This window comes from Collinsella sp. TF11-5AC, assembly GCF_003436775.1.
Classification (GTDB): domain Bacteria; phylum Actinomycetota; class Coriobacteriia; order Coriobacteriales; family Coriobacteriaceae; genus Collinsella.
This window is the reverse complement of sequence record NZ_QSQO01000005.1, coordinates 90,895-107,319: the sequence shown is the minus strand read 5'-3', so window position 1 is coordinate 107,319 and position 16,425 is coordinate 90,895. Positions and strand designations below refer to the sequence as shown.

Below are 16,425 nucleotides of genomic sequence, written 5' to 3'. Positions count from 1 at the left end.
GAACAGCCGATCGTGTCAAATTTGGTCTAACAGAGCCAAAAGAAAAGCGCGGGGCCGCATGGCGACTCCGCGCTTTATTGTTCAGCTTTTGCAGCCTTGCCCTTACGCTACGAAGAAGTAGACGGGGAAGGCAAGGGCTGCGATCCACCCGTCCTGTGCGAAAAAGTGTTTACGAACGTTTGCGACTCGCCAGGGCGCCTGCGGCGATGGCGGCTGTTCCCGCAAGGGCGGCTGCCACGATGGCTGTGTTCGAGGTGTCGCCGGTTGCCGCGAGCTTGCCGACGGTCTTGGCTCCCGTGGCTGCAACTGCAACGGTCTTGGTTGTCTTCGTGCCCTCGGACTTGGAACCCTCGGGCTTGGTCTTGCCGTGCTTTTCCTCGGGCTTGGTCTCCTCGGGAGGCACGATGACCGTGCTCTTGGCGACAGCGGCGTCATAGGGGGAGTCAATCGTGGCATCGCCCGTGCCAATGGTCTGCCCCGCCTCGTAGACGATGCCGTCGCTGAGCTCTTCCTTGTTGCGATAGTCAATGACTTTGCCGCCTGCAGGCGTCTGGATGATGGCGTCCTTGATTTCGATGGTGCCGATCGCCTTGCCGTCCGCGCTCATGGCAAGGGCGAAGATAGCCGCCGTGTCTCCCTCGGCCGTGACCTTGCTGCGGACGATCGAGATGGTCGCGGGCGTGATGCCCTTCTCGGTCTGCGCGAAGATGCCGATGTTCAGGCCCTCGGACTCAGGGATGATTTCGTCGTTTTGGTCTCCACTGTAGTGGTCGGGGCCGTCGCCGCCGGTCTCGGCATAGCGGGCTATGGCCTTGACAACGGAGTCGCTGATGTAGATATGGCCACCCGCTTCGTCGGAGTAGAAATTACTGGTGGAGATTGCAACCGAGAACCTGCCTTCTGCGAGCGCATCCACAGTCGAGCCGTTCTTGATGACGATGTCGTCCTCATCGGTGAAGAGTGCGCTGGCTTCCCCGCCATCTGAGCTTGCGCGGACCGTCACGGTCGCGCCATCGAGCGTGATCCCCTTGTAGACATAGATGCCATACCCAACGCCACTTGCGCTGAGGGAAGCGTTCGTGACCGTGAGGCTGTTTTTACCGTCGATGGCGGCGTCTTCCTCGGAGCTTGCCCTGACCTGGCTGCCACCCGAGATCTCGATGTTGCCGTCGGCCCAAATCGCATTGTCTTTGATAGAGCTTGCCTCTACCTTGCCGCCGCCCTTTATGATGAGGTTCTCGTTAGCATCGATACCCTGATCCTCGGTGGCCTTGGCGGCGACGGTTCCGCTGTTGTCGATCGTGATGTTGCCGTCGGCCCTGATGCCATCCGAATCGCCCGTGGCGTTAACGTTTCCCGAGCCCTTGATGGTGACATCGCCCCCGGCATCGATGGCATCGTGCTCGGTGCTCGTGGCGTTGACAGTGCCAGCGCCGTCGATGTTGATGTTGCCGACGGAAGTGATGGCGTCACGAGAAGATGTCAAGTTGAGCGTGCTGGACGCGTCGCCCTGAATATTAAGCTCGGCGTTCTCGTTCGCGCCATCCTTAACCTTGATGCCGCGGCCGTTGTCGTTAGTGACGGTGTTGTTGCCCTCGTAGCTCACGTTGAGCTTGCCCGCTGCCTCGATCGCGCCGCCGTTATAGCCGTTGAGCTTCATGTCGTCGGCACCGTCCCATGACCAGGTGCCGGCGGCGTCGCCCGCCTCAGTGCCGTAATTGTACTGGGTGCCGCCGACGTTGACCCACTCCGCCGCGAGCGAGATGCTCGGCATGAGCAGAGAGCTCACCGTAAGCGCGCATACGGCGCCTACAACGATGCGGCGCGTCACGCGGCGCCAGCTGCCGTGTGCGAGCAGCGTGCGACGGCGCACGTCGGGCTCGATAAAATGGGCTCCAGAGGTTTTGTCATTGCGCTTGGGGGTCGTGAACAAGGCGGCCATGGTTACTCCCATCCTCATAGGGCCTATGCGATTACGCCCAGCATATCTGCAGGATGTAGCCGGCGGTAGTGCCGTTTGGAGGGCAAAATGTCCAAAACTTGGGAAGTAATGCATCGCGCGCCCGCGCGGTGCCTGGCTTTAAAAGAAAAGCGCGGAGCCGCTCGATGCGACCCCGCGCTTTGGTCTTTTGCTTTGGCAGCTTTGTGCTTACGCTACGAAGAAGTAGACGAGGAAGGCAAGGGATGCGACCCACATGAGCGGCTTGATCTTGGAAGCCTCGCCCTTAAAGAGCGCGACGACCACGTAGGCGATAAAGCCCAGGCCAATGCCGGCAGAGATGGAGTAGGTGAAGGGCACGCCCGCGGCGATCATAAACGCCGGGAAACCCTCGGAGACATCGAACCAGTCGATCTCGGTGGCCTCGCTCATCATGAGGTAGCCGACGTAGACCAGGGCACCGCAGGTGGCGGCGCTGGAAACGATGGAGACGACGGGGGAGAAGAACGCGGCGAGGATAAACAGCACGCCGGTGGTGACGGAGGTGAGGCCCGTGCGGCCACCGTCGGCGGCGCCAGAGGTGGACTCGACGAAGGTGGTGATGGAGGAGACGCCCATGAAGCCGCCCACGGCAGCGGCGGCGGAGTCGACGACCAGGATCTCCTTGATGTTCTCGACGTTGCCGTCGTCGGTGAGGAACTCGCCTTGCTTGGCCACGGCCATCGCGGTACCCATGGTGTCAAAGAAGTCGCTCATGAGCAGCGAGAACGAGATGACAAGGAGCGTGGGGTCGGTAAGGACCTTGACGATGGCGGGCACGCCGCCGGCGTCGGCGATGGGGCCACCGATGCTCGAGAAGTCGAGCGGGGCGATGATACCGGTCGGAGCCTGGGTTACGCCTAGGGGGATACCGGCGATGACGGCTACGACGATGCCGATGAGCAGCGAGCCGGGGACGTTGCGGCAGGCGAGGGCGACCGTCACCAGGATGGAGATGATGCCGACGATGAAGGTGGGCGAGGTGATGTCGCCCAGGCCGACAAGCGTGCCGTTACCGGCGGTGATGATGCCGGCGTCGGCAAGGCCGATCATGGCGATGAACAGGCCCAGGCCCACCGAGATGGCGTGGCGCAGGACCACGGGGATGGCGTCCATGATGGCCTCGCGCAGGCCACAAAGGACGAGCAGCAGGATGACGACGCCCTCGAGGAAGATGACGCTCATGGCCACGTGCCAGTCGCCGCCGCAGACGGTGGTGGTGATGCCGGCGATCATCGCGTTGACGCCGAGGCCCGACGCACAGGCGAGCGGGCGGTTAGCGAAGATGCCCATGCAGATGGTCATGATGCCGGCGCCCAGGCAGGTGGCGCAGGCGAGCGCTCCCGCATCGATGCCGGCGCCCGAGAGCACCGCGGGGTTGACGGCGATGATGTAGGCCATTGCCAGGAATGTTGTCAGTCCAGCGCGAAGTTCGGTCCCGATTGTGGACTTGCGCTCACTGACGTGAAAAAGTTCGTCCATGCATACCCTTTCCTTGTTCGGCCCCGAGTTTAGGCCGATTGACACGAACTTCCTTACTATATCGCCTTTGTAAGGTTGATGTTCCTCGCATGTTGATGTTCGGCGCTTTGCGGCAGACGGACGGTATTTTTCGCATGAAAATGTGTAGGTACCGTATACTTAAGCAGTTACAACGAACTCTTTGGAGGAACGTATGATTAAAGAGCTCTGCCGCGACGAGGCCATCTTGTCTCAGCGTTGCGAGGTTGCGACTGTCGAGGACGAGTCGGTCGCACAGGACCTGATCGATACCATCAAGTCGCTCGATGATGCCGGCTGCCTTGCCGCCAACCAGATTGGCGTCACCAAGAAGGTCTGCGTCTATCTGGACGATGCCGGCGAGCCCCACGTGCTTTACAACCCCCCGTCTGGTGTTTGGCCTGGGCGCCAGCAAGATGGAGGAGAGCTGCCTGACGCACGACGAGATCACCAAGTCCACGCGCTATATCAAGTGCAAGGTTGCCTTTGACCAGATCGTCGACGGCAAGATGAAGGAGTGCCGCCGCGACTACGCGGGCTTTGAAGCGCAGATGATCCAACACATGATTGATCACTGTCTTGGCAAGTTGGTCTAAGGGGACCAAAGCACCGCACCTTGCCGCTCAATCGTCGCTCGCGTACCTCAAGTACGCTTCGCTCCTCTTTCGTGGCAATCTGCGGCACTTTGACCCCTTAGACGACCTACGGGGTCGACTTGGCTGAGTTTATCTTGCTTGTAAAAGTCCGGGTATGACATTGTTGTCATGTCCGGACTTTTTTGTTTAGCGCTCCTTTGTTTGGTGACAATGAGCCTAGTAAGAACATTGAGCTAGGAGGCGCTATGTGCACGAGCATTCGATTTACCGATAATTCCGGCCACATGTATCTGGGCCGCAACCTCGACTGGAGCTTTGGATACGGCGAGCAGGTTCGCGTGATGCCCCGCGGGTTCCACATCCCGTATTCGTTTATCGACGATGCGACGGCGGCGCATGCGGTAATCGGTATGTGCATCGATTACAAGAACTATCCCATGTTTTTCGACTGTGGTAACGATGCGGGTCTGGCTGTGGCGGGGCTCAACTTTCCCGGCTATGCCGAGTATGCCGAGGGCCCTGTCGACGGCAAGAACAATATCGCGGCCTATGAGTTTCCCCTGTGGGTGGCAGCGACGTTCTCGACGGTCGACGAGGTCGAGGCTGCGTTGCACGATACGGTGATTGTTGCCAAATCTGCAGGAGAGGGGCTGGGCGTGTCGCTGCTCCATTGGATTATCGGCGACAGGCAGCGTAGCATCGTGGTCGAGATGATGGCTGACGGCCTGCACGTATACGACGATCCGGTCGACACCCTTGCCAACCAGCCGACCTTCCCGTGGCATATGGAAAATCTACGCACCTATATCACCGCCACAAGCGATTTTCCGCAGACGGCGACGTGGCGTGGCGCCGAGCTTAAGCCCTATGGAGCCGGTGCCGGCATGCGCGGCATTCCCGGCGACTGCTATTCGCCGAGCCGTTTTGTAAAGGCAGCGTACCTCAACGCCAATTACCCGCAAAAAGACAGCGAGGCCGAAAACGTCGTCCGCATGTTCCGTTCGCTCGAGGGCGTGGCGATGATCGAGGGAGCGTCCAAGATGGGCGATGGCAAGTTCGAGAAGACCATCTACACCGGATGCTTTAGCGCGCGTACGGGCAATTATTACTACGCGACCTACGATGACCCATCGATTCGCTACGTGAGCCTGATGGATGCCGAGGGCGCGAGCCCCGATGGGCTCGTGGTTCCCGAGCCGCGTCGTTCGTAGCCCATAGCTTTACTGCAATGCAAAATGGCCCTGCATCTCCCGTGAGGTGCAGGGCCGCTGTCGTTGATACGCGACGTCGCTAGAAGTTGGCGTCGTTGAGTTGTTCGCTCTCGAGGCCGTCGAGCTGTTGCTGTTCGGGCGTATCGGCGACGCTCTCGAGCAACTCGGTGGGGTCGACGTTCATGTTCCTGCCGGCTTCGTTGCCGTTGACCAGGTCGTCCGAGAAGATATCGACTTCCATTTCCTCGGCTTCCTCGATCTGGACTTCGAGCGGCACATGGGTGCGTACGAGTTTGACCGCCGGGCGCATGCGGGCAAAGAGGGGCACGTACTCGATGATGATGGCCGAGTTCTCAAGACCGTACCAGCGTGCCGGGCTTCCGCAGGCGCGGCGGACGGCGTACTTGATGGCCATCACGCGGTGGTCGTTGCGGTTGATGTCCGTTTCGGGGGCAAGCATCTTGCGCAGCATGCAAAAGCGGAAGTCGCCCACGTTGCCGCGTGTCTCGTAGATGGAGTAGGTGTGATGCTGCGGCGGCAGCTCGCCCGATGCCATCAAGTCGCCGACGATCTGGCGCAGATAGGCGTTGATGCGCTGGTTGACCTTAAAGCCCAGGTCCAGGCGTACGCGGAACAAAAAGTCCGTGCCAAAGGTCTCGACGGAATACTCGTGCGTATAGGGCTCATCGGTAACGTGTACGTTGATGAACCAGTATGCCTTGGCGCGCTTGGGATGTTTGTCCAGGATGGAATAGAGCACGTCGCGGTCGAGTGTGAGCGGGTCGGGGCTGTTGGTGAGAAATACCAGATTGTCGGCGAGCACGGGATAGGTCTCGTCATTGCGCAGGCGATTGAGCTGGTCGATGTACTTGGAGACGGGCAGCAGAATCGTCTGCGTGCGCTCGATGGCGGTGCCGCGACGCCACACATACATAAGGCCAAACAGCAGTGCGGCCAAGAAGATCATCACATAGCCGCCGTCAAAGAACATGGTGAGGCACGAGGCGAAAAAGCACAGCTCAATGGCGCCGAAGAGCAGGGCGAAGACGCAGGCGCCCAGCTTGTGCTTGAGAATGCCGGCGATATAGCTCGTCAAAAGCGTGGTGGTCATAAGCATGGTCACGGTAATGGCGAGGCCGTAGGCACTCTCCATGCGCTCGGAGTTTTGGAACAGCAGCACGATGAAGATGCAGCCGACCCACATGATGTTATTGACGAGCGGAATATAGAGCTGGCCCTTGGTGTCGCTGGGGTAGTGGATGCGCAGGTGCGGCATAAGGTTGAGACGCGTTGCCTCGGATACCAGCGAGAACGAGCCGGTGATGAGCGCCTGTGAGGCGATGATGGCCGCCACGGCCGAAAGCACGATGGCAAAGGGGCGTAGGGGCTCGGGGAGCATCATATAGAACGGGTTGACGATATCCATCGCGAGCATCTGGGGGTTGAAGTTATTGGCGAGTAGCCAAGCTCCCTGACCCAGATAGTTGAGGATAAGGGCCGCCTTAACAAATGGCCAGGATGCATAGATGTTTGCCTTGCCCACGTGGCCCATGTCCGAGTAGAGCGCTTCGGCACCGGTTGTCGACAGGAAGACAAAGCCGAGCACCATAATGCCCGAATGGTTGATGGGCGAGAACAGGAACATAATGCCGCGGATGGGGTTGAGCGCGCGCAAGATGGACAGGTTGTCGAGCATGTTGAACAGACCGGCGCCTGCCAGGAACAGGAACCACAGCGTCATGAGCGGGCCGAAGAGCTTGCCGATTGACGAGGTACCGGCGCGCTGCATGGCAAATAGGCCGCAGATAATGATGATGGTGATGATGATGACGTTGGTCTGGCCGTCGCCCAGCAGCGCATGGCCCCATTCGATGGTGCGCAGACCCTCGATGGCTGTGGTGACCGTGACGGCGGGGGTGAGGATGCCGTCGGCAAGCAGTGCCGCACCGCCGATCATGGCGGGCAGAATCAGCCATGGTGCCACCTTGCGTACGAGGCTGAACAGGGCGAAGATGCCGCCTTCGTTGTGGTTGTCGGCCTTCATGGCGATTACCACGTACTTGACCGTGGTCACGAGCGTCATGGTCCAGATGACGAGCGAAAGCGCGCCCAGGATCATGTCCTCGCTGACGGTACCGATGCCGCCGTTGTTGGCGACGATTGATTTCATGGTGTACATGGGGCTCGTGCCGATGTCGCCATAGACGACGCCGAGCGTTACGAGCAGCATGCCAGCGGAGAGGGGGATGGCTCCGTGCCCGCCTTGCCCGCGCTGGTCTTGGAGGTTTGCCTCCAGTTTGTTGTGTGCCACGAGGACTCCCTTAGACATCCGGTTATCTGTCTAGGACAAAAAACTTTATGCCGTCTTTATACATACAAGAGCAGTTTGGCACATCGGGTTATTTTAGACAATAATCCTCAGCTGGGGATTATTTATCTACGCAGGTAGCATTTCAAAGCAGGGGCTTTTAAGCACGTGCTGTCTGGGCGATGCCAGCCTTGGCGTTTGCGCGTTTGCCGGCGAGTTCGCAAAAAATCGCGCCGCCGATGATAAGCGCGGCGCCCATCAGGCGGACCGGTGTTATGGCTTCACCCAAAAGGGCGGCCGAGAACACGACCGCCGAAAGCGGCTCGAGGTAGCCGACGACGGCGACGGTCTGGACGGGCAGCTTGGCGACGGCGCTAAAGTAGAGCAGGCAACCAATGCCGGTGTTGACGACGCCGAGCATAGCGACGGCGCGCCAATCAATACTGGCGGCGGCGCCGGCGGACAGGAACGAGGGAGCGCCCTGCGTGATGAGCGTGAGGGCCAGTGCGGTCACAAAGGCGGCGCTCACTTGGAGCGCGGAGTTCTCGAGGCCCTTGATGTGCGGCGCACCCTTGCTGGCGATGACCATCAATGCATAGCAGAAGGCCGAGGCGATTCCACAGACGATGCCCGCAATGGGCATATTGCCGCCTAGACCTTGCGCTGCAATGAGAAAAGCACCACAAGCAACGGCGACAAAGCCGGCGATTTTGCCGCCGGTCAGCTTTTCGCCAAAGATGAGCGGGGAGAGCGCCATGACAATGATGGGGCCGCAGTAGTACAGCAGCGAGGATACGCCGACGCCGATCGTCTGGTAGGCGCGGAACAGGAAAATCCAGCTGGCGCCCAGCGCGGCGCCCGAGACGATGAGCGCTGCGGCCTCGCGGGGGCGAGACGGAGTCTGCAGGTTATGGCGCTTGGTTATGAAGAGGATGGCGGCAAGGGTGAGAGCGCCCAAAAACGTGCGCAACAGTACGATATCGGAGCTCGGCAGCGCGATGGCAGCGGCGATGATGCCGTTGGAGCCAAACAATAGCAATGCTGCTAAGTACGTAAACAATCCGTTGTTCATGTGCTGACATCCCCTCTATATCCGAACTTGTTCACTATGGGTGAACTGGCTTTAGAAGAAAAGCGAATATAATGCATGGATAACATGACAAAAACTCATGTAAAGGTGGAGGGGTGCCGTGGAAACGAATATTCAAAAGATGCAGGTTCTGCTCGAGACCGTGCGGGCCGGCAGTTTTACGCGCGCCGCCGAGCGGCTGAGCTATTCGCAGTCGGGCGTGAGCCGCATGGTGGGCGACCTTGAGACCGATTGGGGTTTTAAGGTGCTCGACCGCAGCCGCGAGGGTGTGGTGCTTTCTGCCGATGGGCGGCAGATCATGCCGGCGGTTGAGGCGCTCTGCGAGGAGTTTGGCCGCCTGCAGCGACACGTGGACGAGATGCGTGGGCTCATGCGCGGCAAGATCTGCATTGGTACGTTTTCGAGTGTGGCGACCCATGTACTGCCGCCGGTGATTGCGCGCTTTCGCGCCGATCATCCGGATGTCGATTACGAGCTGCTGATGGGTGATTACTCCGAGATTGAGCAATGGGTGGCGGAAGGCCGCTGCGACCTGGGCTTTATTCCGCGCGAGCCACGCGGCGCCGGCATGGCGCCGCGACCGTTGGTGCAAGACGAGTTGATGGCCGTGGTGCCAGCGGACTCCTCGCTTGCCACGGCGGAGGTCGTTTCTCTTGCCGATTTAGCCAACGAGCAGTTTATTCTGCTAGAACGCGGCACCGATGACGAGATTACGCCGCTATTCCGTCGGGCGGGGCTGGCGGTGCGCTCAAAGCTGTCGACTTGGGATGACTATGCGATTATGGCTATGGTCGAGGATGGCCTGGGCGTGAGCATTCTTCCCGCGCTCATCTTGCATCGCTGCCAGTTCGATGTTGCTGTGCGTCCGCTCGAAGGGCATCCCCATCGGCAGATCAACGCCATATATCGAACGGCCGATGTTTCGCTTGCCGCCGCTCGTTTCCTCGAATACCTCTAAATGCGTGCACGTCGTTATCGCCTTGGGATAAATCTCGAGGTCTTGCTCATTTTTTTGAAATTGAACTTTTCGAAATAGCACGGCGTTATACTGCTGCCTAAATTGAACTCAGGTTCAATTCGTGTTGTATAAATTGAACTTTGCCAGCAAGGAGGTTCCTGTGGCCCAAGAGACGTTTAGCGATCGCCTGCGACAGACTATGTCCGATCGCGACGTTCGCCAGTCGGACGTGATCCGCGCATCGGAGATGCTCGGCAAAAAACTCGGCAAGAGTCAGATGAGCCAATATGTGAGCGGCAAGACGATCCCGCGGCGTGATGTGGCAGAGCTGCTCGCCCGTATTTTGGAGGTCGATGTTACCTGGCTGCTCGCCGGTGACGCCGATCAAGGCGAGACGTCCTCGTCCCATAACGTTGCTAAATCCGAACCTAGTCCTTCAGCTCAAATTGCAAGGAGCGTCCCCATGCGTACTTTTTCTAAATCCACCAAACTCGACAACGTCCTCTACGACGTCCGCGGCCCCGTCGTCGATGAAGCTGCCCGTATGGAGGACGAAGGCGAGCGCATCCTCAAGCTCAACATCGGCAACCCTGCGCCCTTTGGTTTTCGCACGCCCGATGAGGTCATTAAGGACATGCGCCAGCAGCTGCCCGACTGCGAGGGCTATTCCAACTCGCGCGGCCTGTTCTCCGCGCGCAAGGCGATCATGCAGTACTCGCAGATCAAGGGCCTGCCCAATGTTCAGATGGAGCACATCTACACGGGCAACGGCGTGTCCGAGCTCATCCAGCTTTCGATGAACGCGCTGCTCGATAACGGTGACGAGATTCTGATCCCCAGCCCCGACTATCCGCTCTGGACGGCGTGCGCAACCCTTGCCGGTGGTCATCCCGTACATTATTTGTGTGATGAGCAGGCGGATTGGTATCCCGATCTGGAGGATATGGAGTCTAAGATCACGAGCGCGACCAAAGCCCTCGTCATCATCAACCCCAACAACCCCACGGGTTCCGTCTATCCGCGCGAGGTGCTCGAGGGCATCGTCGAGGTTGCACGCAGGCATCAGCTGATGATCTTTGCTGATGAGATCTACGACCGCCTGTGCATGGACGGCTACGAGCACGTCTCGATTGCCTCGCTCGCTCCCGATCTGCCCTGCGTCACCTTTAGCGGTCTGTCCAAGTCGCACATGATCGCGGGCTATCGTATTGGCTGGATGGTGCTTTCGGGCAACCAGCGCTGCATGAGCGACTTCATCATGGGCATCAACATGCTCTCCAACATGCGCCTGTGCTCCAACGTGCCGGCTCAGTCGATCGTTCAGACGGCGCTCGGTGGCCATCAGTCCGTCAACGACTACATCCGCCCCGGCGGCCGTGTCTACGAGCAGCGCAACTTTGTGTATGAGGCGCTCAACAAGATTGACGGCATCTCGGTGGTTAAGCCGCGTGCGGCGTTCTACATCTTCCCCAAGATGGATGTGAAGAAGTTCAACATTACCGATGACGAGCAGTTCGCCCTTGACCTGCTGCACGAGAAGAAGATTCTGATCACGCGCGGCGGCGGCTTCAACTGGGCTGAGCCCGACCACTTCCGTATCGTGTACCTGCCGCGCATGGAAGTGCTCAAAGAGTCCCTCGAAGATCTCGCCGACTTCTTCGATCATTACCGCCAGAGCTAGTGGGATAGAAGTTCCGCACTATGAAAAGCTCCCTGCAGTTGTTTTGCTGCAGGGAGCTTTCTTGAATCGGCGGAACTAAATAACGATTCCGCAACAGTGGTCGATTTCGTGTTGGATGATCTCGGCGGTGTAGCCCGAGAAGTTTTTGATGCGGTGGACGAAATTCTCGTCCAAATACTCAACCTTAATGCGGCGATAGCGAGTACAGGGGCGCTCGCCGGAAAGCGAGAGACATCCTTCGCTCGTCTGATAGGAATTGACCTGCTCAAGAATTTGAGGGTTGTACATCAGCAGCGCCCTGTTGCCGTCCTTTACGCAGATGATGCGTTTGCGCACGCCAATCATGTTGGCGGCAAGGCCCACGCACTCGTGCTCATGCTCATGGAGCGTATCCAGGAGGTCCTGCCCGGTCGCGGCATCGTCGGGTCCCGCGTCTTCGGAAGGCAGGCGCAAAAAGAACTCGGATTTCATGATGGGCTTAATCATGGCGAGCTCCTCATGTCTCGTGCTTTCGTGGACTTTTAATAATAGCGCGGAAGGAAAGCTGCGCGTCAGCGTTACAATCTTTCAACGTTGGACCATGTTGTCGGATCCGTCGCGTGCGGCGTCTGACGTAAGTCTAGGGCTCATGCTCGCCCTGGACTGTTCCTCTGGGGCGATGCGACTGTCGTTCCAAGAGGAAGGAAATGCATGGGGAGCAAATCTCAGCAACAAGTTCAAGCAACGCCATCGGCCACTTCGGCGTTTCTCGTCGTAATGTATATTGCAGCCTTTGTCGCCGCGTTTAACGAGAACATCATTAACGTGGCACTGCACGATATCATGGCGGCCTTTTCGGTGAGTGCCACCACGGCGCAGTGGCTAGTTTCGGGATACATGATCGTGACGTCGATCTTTACGGCCATCATGGCCTTTCTATCCGGTCGTTTCTCGACGCGCAAGCTGCTGTTTTTCGCATGCGGATGCATGGTCGCCGGAGAAGTTCTGTGCCTGGTCGCCCCGTCGTTTACCGTTTTGCTGCCAAGTCGTATTTTGCAGGCTGCGGGATCGGGCATCTTGTTTCCGCTCATGATGAATGTGGTGCTATCTTGTGCTCCGCGCGAGAAGCTCGGTCTGTATCTGAGCCTGGGCGGTGCCTGCATTACGCTAGGGCCGGCGTTTGGGCCCGTGATTAGTGGTCTTATGTGCACGTTGTTTGGCTGGAGGGCGGTGTTCGTAGTGCCGCTGGTGGGCGGTGTCGTGGTCGCCGCGGCGGCAGCAAAGCTCGTTCGGAATGTCGGAGAGCGCTCGAACACCACGCTTGATATTCTGTCGGTTGTTTTGCTCGCTGCCGGCATTACGGCGTTCGTGTATTCCGTAGGCGAGTTCTCGACCAATGTGATGGCCGGTATCGTGGCGCTTTTCGCCGCTGTTGTGGTGCTCGGCCTGTTTGCGGTTCGTCAGCTCAAGCTCGAGCATCCGGTGCTTAACGTGCGTCCCATGGCGAGCGTTCGTTTTTGGCCTGCATGCCTGCTTGTGGTGGTGTCGATGATGACGACGTTCTCGATGAGCGTTTTGTTGCCGCTCTATTTTGAGGGCGCATACGGCATGACCGCACTTGTCGCGGGTTTGCTCATTTTGCCGGCGATCGCCTGCAACGCCGTGACCTCGATTGTGGGCGGACGCGTGATGGATGCCCGTGGTGCGTGGCCGCTGCTGCCGGTCGGCTTTGCCCTGATCGCTGTGGGGCAGACGGCAATCTCGATGACCGCGGCAAGCATGAACATCGGCGTTGTCGTGCTGCTGACCGTTGTGGTGTATGCCGGCGTCGGTTTGGTACTGAGCCCCTCGCAGACCGCCGGTTTGGAGACGCTCCCCGCCGCTGAGCATCCTCACGGAACGGCATTGCTTAACACGTGGAACATGATTGCCGCGTCGTTTGGTCCGTCGCTGTTTATCGGCCTGCTTTCGAGTTCTGCGGTGGCTGCTGGCGCCGCAGGCGTTGCGTCGGACGTTGCCCAGGCGATAGGATTTGCAGCCGCCGTGCGCGTGGCGGCCGTGATTGCCGTTGTCGGGTTCGCGGTGTCGCTGGTGTACGCTCGCCGCGAGTCGCACATGTCGCATTAATGTGTGCACATAGATTCTGCAGTTAGATTGGGTGACGACACCATAAACTAATGGACGATTTGCCGAGAGGCATGAATGTTTAAAGCGCAAAGAGTGCGCGACGGGCCCCGCGAATGGGGCGATGATGCCCGAGAGGGCCAAGAAGGAGTCTCATGTCTGAGAACGAAGAGATCATGAACGAGACCGAGAACGAGACCATGGCTGCCGAGGTTGAGGCAGTCGAGACTGTGGAGACCGAAGCTGCCGAGGTTGAGGCTGCTGACGAGGTTTCCGCCGAGGAGGCCGAGGTTGTCGAGGCCGCCGCTGATTACGATGACGAAGAGCTGATGGACAAGATGCAGAAGGCCGCCCGCCTGCTGCGCAGCCGTCGCTTTGCTATTTCCAAGGAGGAGGAGGCCAAGGCCGAGCGCATGGCGAACATCGAGCGCGCCATCAAGCTTCTTGACCTCAAGCCCAAGATGGAGCAGAAGGAAATGTCCGACCTGCTGGGCATGCGCCTTCGTGAGCTCGATGGCCTGATGGCCGAGGCCGAGGCTGCCGATCTGGTCGGCCGCATCGACGACGCCGAGGGCGATATGCGCAAGATCGTTGTCTTCGCTGCCGAGGATGCCGCTGAGGGCCTGGTCGAGCTTGCCAACAAGAAGGAGAAGCTCCTGCCCGAGCTTTCTTACGAGGAGGCTACCGAGCTGATGGCCGCTCTCGATAAGGTTATCGCTCCGCTCGTCGCCATGGGCCTGGACGAGGACCGCGGTCCTCGCGGCGGCCGTGACGAGCGCGGTGGCCGTGGCGGCGACCGTGGCGGTCGCGGTGGCGATCGCGGTGGCCGTGGCGGCTTTGGCGACCGTGGCGGCGACCGTGGCGGTCGCGGCGGCTTTGGTGGCAACCGTGGTGGCTATGGCGATCGCGGTGGCAACCGTGGTGGCTTCGGCGGCAACCGTGGTAACGACCGCGGCGGTCGCGGTGGCGACCGTGGCGGCCGCAACGGTGGCGGCTTCCGCGGCAACCGCTTTTAGGGGTTACGCGGTTCTACGAACCGCGTAACTAGTTGACGCTGCGCGCCACCCAGGGCGACAATTTGTCATTCAAAAGGCAAGGCATGACCAGAAGGTCTATGCCTTGCCTTTTTCATGCCAACTTGTTCGCCCTGGGCGGCGCTCGCTGGCGTTGCCAAAACATCGGCGTTGCCATGATCAAAACCTGCCAAAAAGGGACAGGTTTATTTTGGTCGGTTTTATCTGAGCAAACGTGGTTGTCTATCGCAATGTAGTCGTTGGGAACGTTCTTGTTTGAGTAGTCGTTTAAGAGCGACCCCAATGACTACATAGCATGAGAGTGGATAATCTCCCGGTTTGAGCCTGCATCCAAGCTTGAAGTGGGAGATTATCCGCTCTCGTTTCGTTTGTTGATTTCGATGCCTACATTTGTAGGAGCAGTTCGTGGAGGCGGGTGTCGTCGTCGAGTTCGGGGTGGAAGGTCACGCCGAGTTGTTTGCCTTGGCGGGCGGTGACGATGCGGCCATCGACCTCTGCCAAGGCCTTGGCGTCGCCGTGGACCTCGACGATGCGGGGCGCGCGGATAAATGTCAGCGGCACTTCACCGTCGATGCCGTCTACCTGTCCCTTGGTGCGAAAACTGCCGAGCTGTCTGCCATAGGCATTGCGCTCAACGAGCACATCCATGGTTGCCAAACGCGGCGTGCCCTTATCGTCATGAGCGGCAAGGTCGTGAGCCAGCAGAATCAGGCCGGCGCAGGTGCCCAGGACGGGCATGCCTTCAGCGATACGGGTACGAAGCTCCTCGAGCATGCCCAACTCATCAAGCAGTTTCCCTTGAACTGTAGACTCGCCGCCGGGAAGTACCAGACGGTCAAAGTTCTGCTTCAAATCAGCCGCCTGCCTCAGCTCAATACAGCGTGCGCCCAGCTCGGACAGTCTTGCCTCGTGCTCGGCAAAAGCGCCCTGGACCGCCAGCACGGCGACCGTTTGGTCTGCATAATCGCTCATGTGCGATCCTTTCTGCTGGACTAGCGCCCGCGCTCCTCCATGATGATCTCGATTTCGTCGGCGTTGATGCCCACCATGGCCTCGCCCAGGTCCTCCGAAAGCTCGGCGATGAGCTTGGCGTCGGTGAAGTTTGCCACGGCCTTGACGATGGCGGCGGCGCGCTTGGCGGGGTCGCCGCTCTTAAAGATGCCCGAGCCAACAAAGACGCCCTCGGCGCCCAGCTGCATCATCAGCGCGGCGTCGGCGGGGGTCGCGACTCCGCCGGCGGCAAAGTTTACGACGGGGAGCTTGCCCGTGGCATGGACCTCGCGCACCAGCTCGACCGGAACCTGCAGCTGCTTGGCAGCCTCAAAGAGCTCGTCGTCGCGCAGAGCAACAACGTCGCGGATCTGCTTTTGGATCTTGCGCATGTGACGCACGGCCTGAACGACGTCGCCCGTGCCCGGCTCGCCCTTGGTACGAATCATCGTGGCGCCCTCAGCAACACGGCGCAACGCCTCGCCCAGATCGCGGGCGCCGCAGACAAACGGCACGTCAAACTGGGTCTTGTCGATGTGATAGACATCATCGGCGGGGGAGAGGACCTCGGACTCATCGATGTAATCGATCTCGATGGCCTGCAGGACCTGCGCCTCGACAATGTGACCGATGCGACACTTGGCCATAACGGGGATGGAGACGGCCTCCTGGATGCCCTTGATCATCTTGGGATCACTCATGCGCGAGACGCCGCCTGCGGCGCGGATGTCGGCCGGGATACGCTCGAGCGCCATGACGGCGCAGGCGCCCGCCTCCTCGGCGATGCGTGCTTGCTCGGGCGTGGTGACGTCCATGATGACGCCGCCCTTGAGCATCTGCGCGAGTTCGCGATTGAGTTTGACGCGATCGGCCTTGCTGGTCTGTTCTGCCATGGTTGCTCCCTTGGTTGGCATGTACATTGCTTGACGGAACATCCTATCGGGGAGCTGGGTATGGCGAAATACTCAGTTTTCGA

Annotated in this window: 14 protein-coding genes; 7 read left to right on the top strand and 7 right to left on the bottom strand. The window is 59.5% G+C overall.

The annotated features are described in order from the left end of the window. Positions 1 to 169: 169 nt before the first annotated feature. Both DXD16_RS04125 and DXD16_RS04120 read right to left on the bottom strand, forming a co-directional pair. Positions 170 to 1,942, bottom strand: coding sequence for an LPXTG cell wall anchor domain-containing protein (locus DXD16_RS04125; RefSeq protein WP_158551544.1), 1,773 nt, complete (start codon positions 1,940 to 1,942; stop codon positions 170 to 172). Positions 1,943 to 2,149: 207 nt separating this feature from the next. Beyond that, the gene (locus tag DXD16_RS04120; protein WP_117655213.1) at positions 2,150 to 3,460 is read right to left on the bottom strand and encodes an NCS2 family permease; all 1,311 of its coding nucleotides are present in this window, start codon (positions 3,458 to 3,460) and stop codon (positions 2,150 to 2,152) included. Positions 3,461 to 3,653: 193 nt separating this feature from the next. Here DXD16_RS04120 and DXD16_RS04115 point away from each other — a divergent pair, with 193 nt between their 5' ends. The 3 genes from DXD16_RS04115 (at position 3,654) to bsh (ending at position 5,285) form a co-directional block, all read left to right on the top strand. After that, positions 3,654 to 3,968 carry a peptide deformylase gene (locus tag DXD16_RS04115; protein ID WP_233502600.1) on the top strand — a complete coding sequence of 105 codons (315 nt, stop codon included), beginning with the start codon at positions 3,654 to 3,656 and terminating at the stop codon, positions 3,966 to 3,968. Beyond that, entirely contained in the window at positions 3,895 to 4,074 is a 180-nt protein-coding gene (locus DXD16_RS10455) for a peptide deformylase (protein ID WP_233502599.1), read from the top strand. The genes DXD16_RS04115 and DXD16_RS10455 overlap by 74 nt, the downstream gene beginning before the upstream one ends. 245 nt (positions 4,075 to 4,319) lie before the next feature. Continuing rightward, positions 4,320 to 5,285: a choloylglycine hydrolase gene (gene bsh, locus DXD16_RS04110; RefSeq protein ID WP_117655212.1), complete on the top strand. Its 966-nt coding sequence runs from the start codon at positions 4,320 to 4,322 to the stop codon at positions 5,283 to 5,285. Between the two features lie 79 nt (positions 5,286 to 5,364). On the opposite strand, the gene DXD16_RS04105 is transcribed toward bsh, so the two are convergent. Further along, positions 5,365 to 7,614 carry a KUP/HAK/KT family potassium transporter gene (locus tag DXD16_RS04105; RefSeq protein WP_117655211.1) on the bottom strand — a complete coding sequence of 750 codons (2,250 nt, stop codon included), beginning with the start codon at positions 7,612 to 7,614 and terminating at the stop codon, positions 5,365 to 5,367. Positions 7,615 to 7,753: 139 nt separating this feature from the next. Then, complete coding sequence (locus DXD16_RS04100) at positions 7,754 to 8,665, bottom strand: DMT family transporter (RefSeq protein WP_117655210.1); 912 nt, start codon at positions 8,663 to 8,665, stop codon at positions 7,754 to 7,756. Between the two features lie 118 nt (positions 8,666 to 8,783). Here DXD16_RS04100 and DXD16_RS04095 point away from each other — a divergent pair, with 118 nt between their 5' ends. Then, positions 8,784 to 9,641 (top strand): LysR family transcriptional regulator, encoded by an 858-nt coding sequence (locus DXD16_RS04095; RefSeq protein WP_117655209.1) that lies wholly within the window; start codon positions 8,784 to 8,786, stop codon positions 9,639 to 9,641. Between the two features lie 199 nt (positions 9,642 to 9,840). Further along, positions 9,841 to 11,322, top strand: coding sequence for an aminotransferase class I/II-fold pyridoxal phosphate-dependent enzyme (locus tag DXD16_RS04090; RefSeq protein WP_117655217.1), 1,482 nt, complete (start codon positions 9,841 to 9,843; stop codon positions 11,320 to 11,322). 75 nt (positions 11,323 to 11,397) lie between these two features. On the opposite strand, the gene DXD16_RS04085 is transcribed toward DXD16_RS04090, so the two are convergent. Next, entirely contained in the window at positions 11,398 to 11,808 is a 411-nt protein-coding gene (locus DXD16_RS04085) for a peptide deformylase (protein WP_117655208.1), read from the bottom strand. A gap of 204 nt (positions 11,809 to 12,012) precedes the next feature. On the opposite strand from DXD16_RS04085, the gene DXD16_RS04080 reads away from it, so the two are divergent. Then, positions 12,013 to 13,428 carry an MFS transporter gene (locus tag DXD16_RS04080; RefSeq protein WP_117655207.1) on the top strand — a complete coding sequence of 472 codons (1,416 nt, stop codon included), beginning with the start codon at positions 12,013 to 12,015 and terminating at the stop codon, positions 13,426 to 13,428. A 152-nt stretch (positions 13,429 to 13,580) separates the two neighbouring features. Beyond that, entirely contained in the window at positions 13,581 to 14,441 is an 861-nt protein-coding gene (locus DXD16_RS04075) for a hypothetical protein (protein WP_117655206.1), read from the top strand. Positions 14,442 to 14,843: 402 nt separating this feature from the next. Here DXD16_RS04075 and pdxT read toward each other — a convergent pair whose 3' ends face one another. After that, on the bottom strand, positions 14,844 to 15,431 hold the full coding sequence (pdxT, locus tag DXD16_RS04070; RefSeq protein ID WP_117655205.1) for a pyridoxal 5'-phosphate synthase glutaminase subunit PdxT: 588 nt from the start codon (positions 15,429 to 15,431) through the stop codon (positions 14,844 to 14,846). A gap of 20 nt (positions 15,432 to 15,451) precedes the next feature. Further along, on the bottom strand, positions 15,452 to 16,342 hold the full coding sequence (gene pdxS / locus DXD16_RS04065; protein WP_022094325.1) for a pyridoxal 5'-phosphate synthase lyase subunit PdxS: 891 nt from the start codon (positions 16,340 to 16,342) through the stop codon (positions 15,452 to 15,454). Between the last annotated feature and the right edge of the window lie 83 nt (positions 16,343 to 16,425).